At 37.0% G+C, this 14,312-nt stretch carries 14 protein-coding genes; 1 reads left to right on the top strand and 13 read right to left on the bottom strand.

The genetic code is table 11. The annotated features are described in order from the left end of the window. The 12 genes from ABXZ36_RS08005 to ABXZ36_RS07950 form a co-directional block, all read right to left on the bottom strand. Window positions 1–492: an RNA polymerase sigma factor gene (locus ABXZ36_RS08005; RefSeq protein WP_354614987.1), complete on the bottom strand. Its 492-nt coding sequence runs from the start codon at window positions 490–492 to the stop codon at window positions 1–3. A gap of 248 nt (window positions 493–740) precedes the next feature. Beyond that, window positions 741–1,838, bottom strand: a complete 1,098-nt coding sequence (locus ABXZ36_RS08000; RefSeq protein WP_354614986.1) for an amidohydrolase family protein — start codon at window positions 1,836–1,838, stop codon at window positions 741–743. 17 nt (window positions 1,839–1,855) lie between these two features. Continuing rightward, the gene (locus ABXZ36_RS07995) at window positions 1,856–2,473 is read right to left on the bottom strand and encodes a nucleotidyltransferase family protein (RefSeq protein ID WP_354614985.1); all 618 of its coding nucleotides are present in this window, start codon (window positions 2,471–2,473) and stop codon (window positions 1,856–1,858) included. Further along, window positions 2,473–3,498: an XdhC family protein gene (locus ABXZ36_RS07990; RefSeq protein WP_354614984.1), complete on the bottom strand. Its 1,026-nt coding sequence runs from the start codon at window positions 3,496–3,498 to the stop codon at window positions 2,473–2,475. The genes ABXZ36_RS07995 and ABXZ36_RS07990 overlap by 1 nt, the downstream gene beginning before the upstream one ends. A gap of 2 nt (window positions 3,499–3,500) precedes the next feature. Continuing rightward, window positions 3,501–4,700 (bottom strand): molybdopterin molybdotransferase MoeA, encoded by a 1,200-nt coding sequence (locus tag ABXZ36_RS07985; protein WP_354614983.1) that lies wholly within the window; start codon window positions 4,698–4,700, stop codon window positions 3,501–3,503. 3 nt (window positions 4,701–4,703) lie between these two features. Beyond that, on the bottom strand, window positions 4,704–5,483 hold the full coding sequence (locus ABXZ36_RS07980; RefSeq protein WP_354614982.1) for a sulfite exporter TauE/SafE family protein: 780 nt from the start codon (window positions 5,481–5,483) through the stop codon (window positions 4,704–4,706). Then, a complete protein-coding gene (locus ABXZ36_RS07975) occupies window positions 5,474–6,544 on the bottom strand; it encodes a ThiF family adenylyltransferase (protein WP_354614981.1) in 1,071 nt (356 codons plus the stop codon). Before ABXZ36_RS07975 ends, ABXZ36_RS07980 begins: the two co-directional genes overlap by 10 nt. Window positions 6,545–6,546: 2 nt before the next feature. Next, the gene (locus ABXZ36_RS07970; protein ID WP_354614980.1) at window positions 6,547–7,134 is read right to left on the bottom strand and encodes an NTP transferase domain-containing protein; all 588 of its coding nucleotides are present in this window, start codon (window positions 7,132–7,134) and stop codon (window positions 6,547–6,549) included. Between the two features lie 53 nt (window positions 7,135–7,187). Further along, complete coding sequence (moaA, locus tag ABXZ36_RS07965) at window positions 7,188–8,171, bottom strand: GTP 3',8-cyclase MoaA (protein WP_354614979.1); 984 nt, start codon at window positions 8,169–8,171, stop codon at window positions 7,188–7,190. A gap of 48 nt (window positions 8,172–8,219) precedes the next feature. After that, window positions 8,220–8,471 (bottom strand): MoaD/ThiS family protein, encoded by a 252-nt coding sequence (locus ABXZ36_RS07960; RefSeq protein ID WP_354614978.1) that lies wholly within the window; start codon window positions 8,469–8,471, stop codon window positions 8,220–8,222. Window positions 8,472–8,473: 2 nt separating this feature from the next. Continuing rightward, window positions 8,474–10,642 carry a xanthine dehydrogenase family protein molybdopterin-binding subunit gene (locus ABXZ36_RS07955; RefSeq protein ID WP_354614977.1) on the bottom strand — a complete coding sequence of 723 codons (2,169 nt, stop codon included), beginning with the start codon at window positions 10,640–10,642 and terminating at the stop codon, window positions 8,474–8,476. A gap of 83 nt (window positions 10,643–10,725) precedes the next feature. Then, entirely contained in the window at window positions 10,726–11,187 is a 462-nt protein-coding gene (locus ABXZ36_RS07950) for a (2Fe-2S)-binding protein (protein ID WP_354614976.1), read from the bottom strand. A gap of 213 nt (window positions 11,188–11,400) precedes the next feature. Between ABXZ36_RS07950 and ABXZ36_RS07945 the strand changes: the two genes are divergently transcribed. Beyond that, window positions 11,401–12,492: a vWA domain-containing protein gene (locus ABXZ36_RS07945; protein WP_354614975.1), complete on the top strand. Its 1,092-nt coding sequence runs from the start codon at window positions 11,401–11,403 to the stop codon at window positions 12,490–12,492. A 347-nt stretch (window positions 12,493–12,839) separates the two neighbouring features. On the opposite strand, the gene ABXZ36_RS07940 is transcribed toward ABXZ36_RS07945, so the two are convergent. Beyond that, complete coding sequence (locus ABXZ36_RS07940; protein WP_354614974.1) at window positions 12,840–14,312, bottom strand: M14 family zinc carboxypeptidase; 1,473 nt, start codon at window positions 14,310–14,312, stop codon at window positions 12,840–12,842.

Genomic DNA, 14,312 nt, shown 5'->3' with positions numbered 1-14,312 from the left:
TTATTGTTTTTTTAGAATTTGTGATTTTAATTTTTGTTTAATCCGAGAAATCCGCGTGGCAACATTGGTTGGTGTTAGTCCTGTAATTAGCGAAATTTCAACATATTGTTTTCCCTCCAATAGTAAAAGCATTATACCTTTTTCCAAATCATTTAAATTTTGGATCTGAGCATATACCAATTTCAAACGCTCCTCAAATTGGGGGTCATCATTTTCTGTTTGCTCAAGAATAACCTGATCTATACCAACTTCATGCGGTTTTCTTTTTCTTTTTTTCAATCTAGTTAATGCCGTATTCAATGCTATGCGATACATCCATGTACTAATCTTGGCCTCGTTTCTAAAGGAATCGAACGATTTCCATAACTGGTAAACAATATCTTGATAAAGGTCTTTTTGGTCATCACGGTGATCGGTATATAAAGTGGTTATCTTAAAAATGATTCCTTCATTTTTTTTGATCAACGTGGTAAATTGTTCTTCCTTATGCATTCTGGCACTGCGCTTTCCTTATTAGTATCAAACTTTGTATAATTATCACACTAAACTCTAAAAATTATTTGATGCTTTTGTTTAAGGTGAACAAAACATAGAGAAATTTAAGCATAAAAAAAGGGAGCTTTCTAGCTCCCTTTTTTAAAAGGGTAAAGTTTCTTGTAAATATTGTTTGTTTTGGCTAATTTGATAAGTGAAGCTTACTGGATTATTATCTAAAAAGAACCCATTTAATATATTATTCCTTAATCCATAGGGAATAAATTGGTATCAAGACCAGGAATAAGTCGCAATGCATTTTTATAATATACTTTTTTCAAGACATTATCTGGCAGGCCAATTCCGTACATAGCCCAAAAGGCATGATACTTCTTGTAATAAGGGAAGTATTCATCATTGGTTTCTAGGACCCTAAAGTAGGTAGGAAACTCTTCCGGTTTCCAACTGTCTTTCCCAAAAAGAATCCTATCCTGATATTTTATGAAAAATTTGTGGGCGTTTTGGGGTTGCCGTCCTAATTCTGCAATAACCGCTGAGATACCAACATTCATATTAGGCATTTCATCCATCAGTTCACTCAATTTTTGTAAATCATTGGCATACCAGCCCATATGAGCAGCTATAAAATTAGTCTTAGGATGTTTTTTAAAAATATGATGCTGTTCTCCAATTATTTGTTCCCATGGCGCCGGATCAGTATCAGTTCGCTTTCTACGGGGGTGTGTCTTAAGTTCTAACCATCGTTCATTGTCCGCGTCAAAATCATCCCAAAAAGGTTCTGGGTCCGCGGCATGGATCAGTACTGGAATACCTAATTCTCCACATTTAGCCCATATAGGGTCTAAACGTGCATCATCTATAGCCAATCTTTTACCTTCTGAGTCCTTATTGCGAAGGCCAAGACTCTTAAAAACCTTCAAGCCTCTAGCGCCATTTTTTACGTCTTCTTCTAATTGATCTGCGGCCTTTTTACTCCATTCCTCATCTTTGGCTCCTTCAAAATCTATATTGGCAAAGACAACAAACCTATTGGGGTAGTTTTTCTTTATGTTCGTGATAGATCCAAGTAGTTTTTCTCCTGAACCACCACTTAGATTTACCATGATACCTTCATTAAGTGTATCCATGGCCGCAATTAATTCCGAAAGGTCTTGGTCTGGCATACGATATTGATGGCTATGGACATCTATAAAAGGAAATTTCGCTTTTTTAACCTCATTTTCAGGAACTATAAGAGTGGATGTAGGATTATAGGTTTCAAAATCCATCACTTGGGCCTGAAGGGCAAATAAGCTGAAGCTTACTAAGCTTAAGGAAGTCAATATTCTTTTTTTATTCATCATAAAAATGTTCATAGGCTTTAATTTTCTTCTGGTAGTTCTTTTAAAAGGGTATTATAATCTTTAGGGGTATCTATATCCGTTTCCTTACCTTCGGGATCAAGGCTAATGGTTAAATGCTTATTTTTCCCAATTAGCTCTTTGGCTCCAAAATCTTGATTAAGATCTTGTAGTTCTAAAAAATATTTTTGAGCAAATATAGCGGGTACGCCTTCCCTACTCCCATAATTTGTGGTAACCAGGCCATTGGATTTTTTAATAAACGTATCTATCATTTTATTAATATACCGAGTGTCTATTAAAGGTTGGTCTGCTAAAAGAATTAAAACTCCCGTGGCCCCACACTTATTCTTTTGGATGTAGTTGACCCCACAGCTGATAGAGGTGCCAAGTCCATGCTCCCATACTGCATTATCTACAAATATGACGTCATTATCACTAATTTTAGAGCGTATTTCAGATGCGTGTGCTCCCAAGACTACAATAATATCAGAGCCTTCGGAATTTTTGGCCTGTTCTATTGTATTTTCCAGAAGTGTTGCGTGTTTCCAATGCAAAAGCTGCTTAATGCTACCCATACGGGATCCCGCGCCACCTGCAAGGATTATCACAACAATTTTTGATTCTAAATTATCCATCAGCTATGTATCCCCCCGGTTTTGTCCTTGAGCATCATAGGTTTCTTATTTCTTGTTACCGAAAGTATTTCTGCCATAATGGCAATAGCAATTTCCTGTGGCGTCTCTGCACCAATATTAAGTCCGGCGGGACCGTGTATTTTATCAAAAAACGTATGGGCCACTTCTGGACAATGTTCCAAAAGATCGCTTAACAAGCGTTCCCTTCTTTTGGAAGGGCCTAGTAGACCAAGATAAATAGGGTTAGTATCCTTTAATTTAAGGAGATATTTTAAATCTTTTGCATAACTATGGGTCATTACTAAGAGTGCTGTTTGTTCATCAATGACTTTTAAATCTATTTCATCAGGATCTTGATTAAAAAATGCATGTGCTCCCGGAAAATCAAAAATATTTTTTTCCTCCATAGGTGTTCCAATTATAGTGACTTCCCACCCAGCAGTGGAAGCCATTGCGCATAATTGGAAAGCATCGTGCTCAGCACCAACAACCATTAGTTGAAAACATGGATTCATTTTTTGTTGAAAAACATGCAGGTCAGATTTTTGAGCAAATGCTAGATCAAAATCGTGTTGCACAGGATATTGGTTTCCTTTGCCAAAATCAACCACCGTGCCCAAGCCTTTAAAATCCTCTTCGCTTTTTTTATAGAATGAATGTAATTTGAAGCTGCTCCTTTTTTTAAGGCAGTTTTCAAAAGCCTTTAAAAAGGGTTCATTGGGATTGAACGGTTCAATAAGTATGTACAGAACTCCTTCGCAACCTAGTCTATAACGACCGTCATAGGTCATCATTTTAGGGATATTACTTTCAAAAACACTTTTGGCCTGTAGAACAACTTCCTTTTCAACACAGCCTCCGCTTACGGCACCAACCTTTTTGCCATTTTCCAAAAGAAGCATGCTTACCCCTGGTCTACGATAGGAAGAACCATCTAAATCTACTACGGTAGCTAATACGGCCTTAATACCGCTATCTTTTGCCTTCTGATACTCGTATATTATTTTTTTAAATTCGTGTGTCATAATTAGACTATTCTTCTTGTGGGTGAAAATGGGACAATTTCCCCAACATTATAAGAAACTTCTTTAGGATCTAATCGTATAAACCCATCTGATTGTGCCAAACTGGTTAAATCTCCAGAACCGTTTTCTCTAATGAGATGAGCTATAAGTTGGCCGTTTTCTGATTTTATTTTTACTCTCAAAAATAGGGTTAAAGTACCAGTAGCAAGAATGGCCTCAGCTAAAATTACATTAATTTTTGAGATTGGTAAATTTAGTGAGCTTTTTAACCAATCTCTAAAATAGAGATGATAATTTGCAAAGGTTGAGACTGGGTTTCCAGGGAATGAAAAAATGACGGTACAAGTTTCCTTTTGTATTCCAAACCAAAAGGGCTTACCGGGGCGTTGCAGAACCCTATGGAATATTTTTTCTACACCCAATTCTTCTAATACATCTGGGATATAGTCAAATTTACCTTTAGAAACACCGCCGCTTAATAGCAGTACATCATTATCAAATAAGGCTTTTTTTATTTCATTTTTAATTTCTTCCTTTTTGTCATTTATATGTAGCTGTGAAGGGACGATTTGTTCTTGTGCCAAAGCAGCGTAAAGAGAATGGATATTAGACTTTCTAATTTGGTGTGGCAAAGGACTTTGATGAACATCCACAAGTTCATTACCGGTGCTAATTATGGTTATTTTAGGTAGTTTCTTGACCAAAACCCTTGCTTTTCCCACAGCAGCTAAAACCCCTATTTCAGAAGCAGTAATTAAACTGTCTTTTTTAACGACTATAGTTCCTTTTTGTTCGTCACTCCCTTGCAAATGGATGTCCTGTCCTTTTTTTGGTTCACTATTCAATACCGCATACCCATTATTAATGGTTATATGTTCATACATTATGACGGTATCTGCATTTTCAGGAACAACTGCTCCAGTCATTATTTCCACACAATTATGTTCTTGGCCAAGGTTAATTTTTGGAGATCCCGCTGCAACAATAGCTTCAATCTTGAACTTTTTTATTCCATTTTTTACTGCTGTATAATTTATGGCTATGCCGTCTTTGGTAGCCCTGTCAAATGGAGGGAAATCCCTATCTGCTTTAATATTATCCACCAGTACCCTACCCACCGCTTGAAGTAAGTCCACTTTCTCTGAACCATAATCCTGCTTGAAGGTCATTACTTTTTGGTATGCTTCTTGAAAAGTGATCATTTTTTAAATAGAAATTTGAAGTCCGTTAACTAGTAAAACCCTTACACCCACCATAAAGACCAAAGTGGCTGTAGTTAATTTAATACCTTTCCCTGTTAATTTACTTAAACTAATTCGTATTCCCAATTGTCCGCCAATAAGGACGGAAAAAAGTAAAGCAAGTCCTTCTAGCAAAGGCATTTGAAAAGTTCCATTGGAAATGAGTCCCGCTAAGCCAGATATAGAATTTACTAAAATAAAAAAACTAGCCAAGGCCGCTATTTTTATGGATTTTTCCCATCTCATATGATTAAGGACAGGAGCTAAAAAAATACCGCCTCCTATTCCTACCATTCCTGAAAGTAATCCTATAGAGCCTCCAAGAAGATACGTCAAATATGGAGGGTACTTCTTTTCAATTTCTTCCTGAGTAGGAAGTTTAATTGTCTGTATAACTAAAGCTAGGGCAGAAATGATCAATGCAGCACCGAGTATAATAAAAAATACATTTTCTTTCAATTTAAAGGAGGCACCTAGAAAAGCCAAGGGGATACTCGCCACAATAAAAGAAATGAATTTTTTGAAATCCATGTACCCCTTTTTGTAGTATAAAAAACAACTCCCACTGACCACCACAAGATTACATAGCAAGGCCGTAGTACGAATATCAAAAAAACTAGAAAAAACGAGCGTCAGAATCGCTAGATAACTAGAGCCACCTCCAAATCCGACAGAGGAATATAAAAGAGCGATCGAAAAAAAACCTAAACAGAGTAAAATTAATTCTTCGGGATCTAAGAACATACAGCGACATATGTATTTATGCCCCCGCGAACGGAGTATAGTGCTATTTCAGAAAACTGATTTTTTAATTGTTCCAAAGCTACAGCGCTGCGCTTACCCGATTGGCATATTAAATATATAGGTTGTTTTAAATCAATATCATGATAGCGATTTTCTAACTCATTCAAGGGAATATGTACGGAATTAGGAATTTTATACGCCTCAAATTCTTCTAGGGTTCTTACGTCAATAATCTGAACGGAACCTTGTGAGTTTATTAATTGCTTTAGCTCGTCAACCGTTATTTCTGAAAATGGAGAAGCAGATACAATACCGTAGGAATTGTTTAAGGCAAATATGTTCAAATTCTCTTCTTGGAGGTTAAAAGTAATTTTCTGCATAGATTGGTCCAAAGCGTTATACAACAACAATTTACCTTTTAAAACCTCCCCTATTCCTGTAATCATTTTTATGGTTTCTAGGGCTTGTAGATTTCCAACTATTCCGGGGAGAACGCCCAAAACACCGTTGATATTACAGTTAGGTATTTCATCTATTGATGGCATATTCGGAAAAAGACATCTATAGGTTGGTCCTCCTTTAAAATTAAATATGCTCACCTGACCTTCAAACCCTTGTAGTCCCCCATAAACAAAAGGCTTCTTTAGTATAACACAGGCATCATTTATAAGATATCTGGTTGGAAAATTATCTGACGCATCTATTACGATGTCATAGTCCTTTATGATTTCCAAAGCATTGGAAGCCATCAAAAAGGTGTCGTAGCCCCTTAGTCTCGTTGCTGAATTTTGTGCTTTTAGTTTTTTAAACGCTACATCTAATTTGGACTTTCCAATATCTTTTTCTGTGTATAAAACTTGGCGGTGTAGATTAGAAATAGAAACTACATCACGTTCCACAACACCTAAGGTTCCCACACCCATAGCGTTTAAATACTGTAATACTGGGACTCCTAAACCGCCAGCTCCAATAACGAGAACACGTGACTTCATAAGTTTAATTTGGGCTTGTGGCCCAAACTCCTTTAGAGCGGTTTGCCGTATATATCTATTGGAATCCAAAATTAGGTTAGTTTTAAAATGGCCTCGTTGTACTCTTCCTTGGAATTGGCATTCAAAAGAATTTGTTCTTGTTCAGGAACTACTAATTGTACATCTGAATGTATAAGAAATTTTCTTGGACAGGTGCTTGTTCCATTAATAAGATGTGAAATAGAGAGTTTCAAACCTTCAACTTCCCAAATAGCACATAAGGGCTCTGGCAACCTACTTTCTCCCCCAGCAAAAGCTGTGGCAATCTTACCTGTATTTCTTTCTTCTATCAATTGTTGAATCCCTTTTATATCCATAAGGGGCAGGTCGCAGGCCAAAACAAGCCAGGCCACGTTGGGATACTTCTTGTGCGCACTTAAAATCCCGTTATAAGGTCCTCTAAATTCATTATTGTCCAATATAAAATTAATACCGCCGGGTAGTTCATTCACCTGTTCAGATCGGATACTGAGAAATGTTTTATCACAGATTTTTTCCAATAATTGGTACAAATGTTCTCTTTGCGGAAGCTCATGATAAACAATTGCACCTTTATCAGTACCCATTCTTGTACTTTTTCCTCCCGAAAGAACTAAGCCATATATTGTGCCCTGAGACATATTAGAAGATCATTAATTTATTATTCAGTGGTCTTAACCCTATTTTTTTTAAACTATCCGCCTATAGAAGTCATGGAACTATCAAAAACAGAGGAGTGATTTTTTTGCGCTTCGAAACCTGTCTTGGCCCTACTACCAATTGCTTTTGAAATGTGAAGTTTAATGTTTTCTTCTGTATTTTCATTTCTCATCACATCCCTAAGGTTCATACTTGGTTTCCCATAAAGGCAAGTAATAACGTCTCCGGTTGCAGAAATACGCAGTCTATTGCAAGTACCACAAAATGTTCTGCTAAAGGAAGGAATAAGTCCAAATGTTCCTTTGTGCCCCCGTATTTTATAATTGATAGAGGTTGAAGTACTTGGAGATTCTAGCTTTTCAATATTGGTGTAGGCATCTGCAATATGCTTAAATATATTTTTATAATCCCATTTAATGGTATTGAAAGTCTTGGAGCCTCCATTGAAAGGCATTTCCTCTAAAAAGCGTACAGAAACATCATACTGTTTCATTGCTTCTAAAATAGGTATCATTTCTTGAGTGTTTTGACCATCCAATACAATAAAATTGATACGTACTTTAAATCCTTCCGTAATAAGTCGCATCAAATTATGATAAACTGTTTCATACTCATTTCTTCGGGTAATAACATCAAAGGTTTCTTTATGGATGGCATCCATGCTCACATTGATATTGGTAATGCCTAATTCTTTGAGTTCATCAATGTAAGGGCCTATTAAGGTTGCATTTGTAGTAATGGAAATATCTTTAAGTCCATCTAAGGCTGCCATTTGACGCAGAAGCACCATCAAATCTTTTCGAACAAAGGGTTCTCCTCCCGTAATCCTTATTTTATCAATACCCTGTTCCACCATTATCTTACTTAAGGAATAGAGTTCATCAAGGGTAAAAAGGTTATCGTTTTTAGCGAAGTTGATACCTTCTGCAGGCATACAATAATTACAGCGAAGATTACAACGGTCTGTAACCGCCAATCGCAGGTAGTTTATCTTTCTATTATGGTTGTCAATCAGCATCTATCTTCATTTAAAGCGTTCTTAACATCATCTTGTAACAAAGATAGGTTATCCACCACTAACGGGGGGGATCAGCGCTATCTCATCGTGGGTATTTACCACTGTTTCATTCTCTGCAAAGGCATTGTTTACTGCCACTGCCAAAGAAGATAGAGTATTGAGTTTTGGATATCGTTCACCAAGATAGTTCTTTAATTCTCCTACAGTGTGGATTTTTGATTCCAGTTCATTAAAAGTATCTAACTTTAATGAAGAACTACCAACAATATCTTTAGTAATACCAAACAATAATATGGTCATATTTATCCTATAATTTCCTTTTCGGGCATTTTTAATAAATCAGGATTTTTCATAAACGGCTGCTCGGTTAACCTATTACCCGTGGCTGCTTTAAAGGCGTTGGCAATAGCGGCTCCAGCAGGAGGCAAAGCGGGTTCTCCAAGCCCAGTTGGAGATAGATTATTTTGAATAAAATAGGTTTCAATGGCAGGTATTTCCTTCATTCTAATAAGACGATACCTATCAAAATTATTGGCGAGTGGCTTCCCTTCCTCAAAACCAAAATCACCATACATAGCGTGACCTATTCCGTCTATAATTCCTCCTTCCACTTGGTTCAAAGCTCCCAAAGGATTAACAACAATACCACAATCAACTACACAGGTTACTTTTTTAACCACGGGCATGCCATTTTCAATCTGTACATCTGCAACTTCTGCCACATGGGTGTTATGACAATAATAGGCCGCAAAACCTTGAAAAGTTCCTGCTTCTTTTTTACCCCACCCTGATTTGTCTACAACTACATGTATAACCTCCTCCATACGTTCCGGAGAATATTGAATGCGATCATCCGTGGTTCCTTTTACTTTTTGCAATAAATCTAGTCGCATTTGCACTCGATCTACTTCCATGGCTTCTGCCAACTCATCAAAGAAGCTTTGCTCTGCAAAGGCCAAGAAATTAGTGTAAGGAGCCCTCCAAGCTCCAGTGGTAATGTTACTTTGGTAATTAGCAACATCTACTTGGTAGTTTTCAATAGCGCCAGCGGGGAAAAAATTAGGAATTAACCCATACATATTGCTATTAATGGACGCCTCTTTCAAATGATATCCTGTGATTTCTCCATCCTTTATTGCCGCCTTGATCCTGTACTTAATGGCCGGACGGTAAATACCATCCATCATATCGTCTTCTCTAGAAAATACTAGCTTTACCGGCTTTTTGGCTAGATTTGATATTTCGGCAGCTTCCAAAACAAAGTCTCCGTACAATCTTCGTCCGAAACCTCCACCCATACGGGTCATTTCTAAATGTATCTGCTTCACGTCCCTATTTAATAATTCGGCTACGTCATTTGCTGTGCGCTCAGGGGTCTGTATGGGCCCAACCAAATGTATTTTATCTTCGGTTACATCTGCAAAAAAATTCATTGGCTCCATGCAGTTGTGAGGAAGAAAAGGTGAGTGGTAGGTGCGTTCTACAATTTTATCTGCAGCGGCAAAAGCTTTTTTAATATCTCCATCCTTTCTTAAGGTTTCTACCTTGGAACCATTAAGTAGATCTGTCAATATTTTATCATGTTCCGCAGTACTTTCCAATTTGGTGTCTTCTGTCCAAACTGCTTTCAATGCATTTTTTCCTTTCATGGCCGACCAGGTATCGGTAGCCAGGACTGCTATTTTATTACCAAATTTTACAACATCTACAACTCCAGAAATTTTTCTGGTCTCGGAATCATCGAAAGATTCTAATTTTTGACCAAAAGCAGGCGGCCTTAAAGAAGATGCATATACCATGCCCTCTTTCTTATAGTCCAGTCCAAATAAAGATTGTCCTGTTATAATTTTATCAATATCAACATTCTTAACATCCGATTTAATGATAGTGAAATCTTTTGGATCTTTTAAACTAACATTCTCAGGCACCTCCAATTGAGCCGCCTCTTTCACAACATCACCATACCCCAAAGTTTCCCCTTTTTCATTGGTGATTACCCCTTCTTTTGTAGTACATTCGGAAGGATCTACCCCCCACTTAGCTGCAGCGGCATTCACTAGCATCTGACGTGCAGTTGCCCCTGTTTGCCGTAAAGGTTCCCATCCGAAACGAATAGATTGGCTCCCTCCTGCCACTTGTCTTGTGTAATTATTGGTATCTAAAATGCCCTGTTTTACGTATACGTTATCCCATGCAACATCCAACTCCTCTGCAATAAGCATAGGCATGGAGGTTTTAACTCCTTGACCAATTTCTGGATTTGGGGAGAATATGGTTACCGCGCCATTGTCGGCTATTTTTATAAAAGCATTAAAGTCATTAAAGTCTAATTGCGATATATCTACAGGTGGTTTCGCTTTTGGAGAACAGGCTGTAAACAAATTGAAACCTATAAGGAGTCCTCCGCTTGCCAAAGAAGAAGTTCTAATAAAGCCTCTTCTGCTAAAGGTCATTTTTGTTGATGTTGACATGATTTTAATTTTTTTAACTCCGGTTGATGGTACTCGGAATGAGACATTAAGTGTAAAATAGCTGGTCCACGGACCATTTTTTGTTATCCCATATTATTAGCAGCGGTTTCTACAGCTTTGTGAATACGGGTATAGGCTGCACACCTACAAATATTTCCATGCATAGCATTTTTAATATCTTCCGACGTTGGATTGGAATTTCTTTCTAGAAAAGCGGAAGCCGTCATGATTTGTCCTGCTTGGCAATAGCCACATTGAGGAACATCTACCTCTTTCCAAGCCTTTTGAACAGGGTGGGATGCATCAGCGGATAAACCTTCAATAGTGGTAATTGATTTACCCTCTACCTGTGAAACTGTTAAGGAGCAGCTTCTTACAGCATAACCATCCAAATGAATGGTGCAAGCGCCACATTGACCTATTCCACATCCAAATTTGGTTCCTACCAAATCCATATGGTCCCTTAAAACCCAAAGTATTGGAGTATCCTCACTAACATCTACTGTTTGGGTTTCCCCGTTCACTTTAATTTGATAGGCAGGCATAATATCTGTTTTTAATTAAGTCCATTTTCATAAAGTCCTCAAGTTAAAAAAAAATATAAATGACACCCTCGTTTTTAACACTTTCTTAAAAGTAATTTGATGAACTTTGATGCAGAAAATGCATTGTATATTTCTTAACATTTATTTTTATAAACATGTATAATTTTATTTGCTTTTGAACGTTCTTCTTGGTGAACCTATATAAATTAGAAAATGAAAATATCAATTAAAATAATTACCTTTTTTAGCATTCTTGTTTTAGCCATTTCGTGCGGTAATGCCGAAGATGATATAAATTTCAATACAAATAACAATGGGGAATTGGGAGAAGGTAAGCCAGTAGACGACTGCCTTAACCTTGGCGAAAATCAACTAATACTATCAATACAAGATCAATATACTACCCTTCCGGGAAAAATCTCTATATTTTTTAAGGTCTCTGACAAGGATGGCGCACCGGTATCTGGATTAACAGCAGATAAGTTTACAGTTTATGAACAAGGAAGAAATGACGCTTGTTTCAATACCATTTCTACCTCAGAGTCTTTTGCTAGAATTTCACCTAATACTCAGATTTTCAAGAACAATACTATCTTGGTGTTAGATTTGAGTAATAGTGTTTTGAGCAGTAGTTTAACGGAATTGAAATCGGCTTCTACAAGTTTCATAAACAATGTAATGCCAGATCCTGCCATAGAATCTGTTAAAATGGCAATCTATTGGTTTGATGGGGAAAACGTACTACACGGGTTGAATCCGTTGACGCCTTCCAAGCAAGAATTATTGAATGCTATTGACGGTATTACACAAGACATAAGTAAAGATCCTTCTACTGATTTATACGGGGCCGTTATAAAAGCGACTGATATTGCTACAGACCTATTAAACAAGAGCACTCAAAATAATAATATTGGAGCTGCTTCTGTAGTCATCTTTACCGATGGTACGGATCAAGCATCTAGATTTACGGAAGCTGCAGCCTTAAAAAAGGTAAGGGAAGCAAATCTAAATATATCATTCTATACTATAGGATTGGGGGCTGAAATTGATACTGAGGTATTAAAAAAAATAGGTAAGACGTTTAGTGTTTTTGCTGGTAATAAAGCAGAATTGGAAAATACGTTTAATGATATTTCCGAAAGGGTTTCTGAAAGAGCTAATAGTTTTTACCTTTTTGAATATTGTACTCCTAAGAGAGACGGTAGTGGTGAAAATAATCTAGCTATTCAAGTGAAAAATGGAAGTAAGCAAGGTGCTGTTCAGACTAAATTCAACGCCAAAGGTTTTACTGGCGGTTGTGAATAGAATTAATTCATTTAAATTTTAACAAAAAGGGAGCATCTATCAGATGCTCCCTTTTTGTTTTTCATGATTTTAGTGGCATCGGTAGGGTTTTTGGGGCTTTAATTGTTTTAATACTACAAGAGCTATAACGATAACCAACATCCCAAAAATAATTTTCGCTAACTAAAACATGAATATGATGGATGCTATCAACGAAATTATTCAAGAAAGTCCAATAAGAAAATGGTCTCTAGGCTACAAAAGCGCCATACTTCTGCTGTTTTTTTGTATTGTCATTACGCTTTTCTGTATGTTAATTCTCCTACTAAAATACGGTCCTTACACGACCATCCAATACGGCTATTAGTTTATTTCCTTAAAATAAGAGCATTTTTAAAATTGCTTTTATCACCGTTTAATCGGATAAGGAAGCCATTGACGACTGCAAATTGAATTTCATTGTCCTTTTCCAATACAAAGGTGGGGTTCATTCCAGCACGAAGATTAAGTACAGGTGCCTTAAAGTCTTTACTTACAATTTGGATAGGAAGATTGGTATCCTTCTTGCCCGATGGTAAACTCTCCAATCTCACATAGGTATATCCTTGTTTTAAATATTTAAAAACCTCGGATTCTTTTAAGGATTCTATGGATTTAAATAGTTCAGGATGTACTTTTCCACTTTTAACTGTATATCCAACAGCATCTAAGGTTTCATACCCATAAAACGTAGAAAGATCTCCTTGGTCGGCTACCGTGCTATTATAGTAGAAGTTAGAATGGTCTGCATTATCTACTTCCGAGCGATGTATACCCAAATCTAATTTATACTCTTGGCCCAAAAGGGTATAAGTGAGTCCCTCTATCTTAAGATCGAACAACATTCTATCATTTTCTGGGATTTTCTCGTAATCCTCTAATGGAATGTTTTTATAATTCCCTTTTGCTATGGTGTAAACTGCAGATAAAATGGAAACATAATTCAGTTTTCGGATTTCCTGCTTTTCAGGATCACCTGGATACCCTCCGGATTCTATTAGGATAGCACTGGTTCCCCATTTTTGGATATTGTCTCCAAACGCTCTAGGTTCAAAATCATCATTGTATCTACCTACTTGTCCTGGAGCATATTTTTGGATAATACTATTCATGAAAACAATCACTTTCATGGCATTTCCTCTTACTTCATTGATATCTTTTTCATAGTTATACGCAGGTGCCAAATAAGATATTGTTGCAGGTTTTTCTGTACGTTCTGCATTGTAATACGTGCTTTGGTCATGGAGGTTGAAACCAAAATCGGCATCTAGAGAATCTCGCACCATTTTTAGGGTTCTTCCTTCTGGCGATTGTAACATTAGTGCGTCTCTATTGATATCTATTCCTAACCTGTTTCGCCTAGTATAGGCCTCTGCCCCGTCAGGATTTAGCATAGGTAAGAAGTGTAAGGTTATGTTGGATAGGATGGCTTCCTTTTCAGCAATGAAGGTGTCCCCATTTAAAAAGTTAATAATATCAAAGATAGCTTGGGTAGCTGTAGGTTCATCCCCATGCATTTGAGACCAAAGAAATACACTGGTAGGACCAGTTCCAATACTGATCAACGTCAAGTCCCTTCCTTCAATGGATTCTCCTACCACTTTTACTGTATATTTTGGGTCCGACATTAACCGATTGATTAGCGGCTGAAGTGCTTTGTGTTTTATCCTCCTCTTATTGAGGGAAGGTTCCTTGAATTGATCATAACTTTCGTATAAAGCAGCCGTAATATCATTTTCTTGGGCCGAACTATCTGCAGCAATTAGGAAAAGACATAGAAATAGTACCAATTTTATTTTCAT

The organism is Sediminicola arcticus (assembly GCF_040566695.1).
Taxonomy (GTDB): Bacteria; Bacteroidota; Bacteroidia; order Flavobacteriales; family Flavobacteriaceae; genus Sediminicola; species Sediminicola arcticus.
The sequence above is the reverse complement of the archived record's forward strand: the minus strand, read 5'-3'. Positions and strand labels throughout refer to the sequence as shown.